Origin of the sequence: Gordonia sp. HS-NH1 (genome assembly GCF_001418765.1) — a bacterium.
In the GTDB taxonomy this organism is placed as follows: domain Bacteria; phylum Actinomycetota; class Actinomycetes; order Mycobacteriales; family Mycobacteriaceae; genus Gordonia.
This window is the reverse complement of record NZ_LIYC01000106.1, coordinates 459-1,183: the sequence shown is the minus strand read 5'-3', so window position 1 is coordinate 1,183 and position 725 is coordinate 459. Positions and strand designations below refer to the sequence as shown.

1 pseudogene is annotated in these 725 nt (G+C 64.4%); it reads right to left on the bottom strand.

Features of this window, described 5'->3' with window-relative positions:
- Positions 1 to 551 (bottom strand): annotated as a pseudogene (locus AMD30_RS25670) (hypothetical protein); the annotation flags it as partial.
- Between the last annotated feature and the right edge of the window lie 174 nt (positions 552 to 725).

Here is a 725-nt window from a genome sequence, read left to right as displayed (position 1 = left end):
TAGTGCAGACCGCTCTCGGGGTCGGCGTATTGACCAGGGAACGCCCACGGCGTCGAGGAGCCAACCCACGTGCTCTCGCCGTAAAGTGTCCTCGCTGAGTGTCCTGCGACCTCTCCAGTTAGCGGGTCAACGAGTGCAGTTGGTGTCGCGATCTGATCAGTCACGATCGCGAAGAACTCTCGGTCGACTTCGGTCTGCGTCCAGTCTCGCGGTGCACGCGGCGTGGGCGCCGGTGAGCCCAGGTTGAGGCTCACCTCGCCGTCAGATGCGCCGTCCTCGAACTCAAGGCCTTCGGACGGCGTGATCGATTTCGTACTGCGCGTCTGCGCTAGAGGCGTGTACGCGTAGGGCGCGAACGTCCAGGTAGTGGCATTGAGGCCATCGCTGGGCTCGGCGTCCGGCATACCAGCCGTCGACTCGGTTTGCTCGACCATCTGCTCGCCGTGCCAGTGGAACCGAGTGACCGCCCCGGTTGCCGTATTGGTCTTGCTGAGTCGACGGCCCAAGTGGTCGTAGGTGTAGGTCCAGGTCGTTCCATCGGGGGTTGCCACGCTGCGCAGTCGATCGTGAGCGTCCCAGACGTAATGCCACACATCAGGTTTCCGCGACAGTCGTCGACGACTCATCGAGGTGAGGCGACCCGCGGGATCGTACCGGTACGACGTCCGTCCGTCGTCGACGAGCAGGGTGCCGGAGTATCGCCAGCGGGGGCCCTTCGAGGCTCG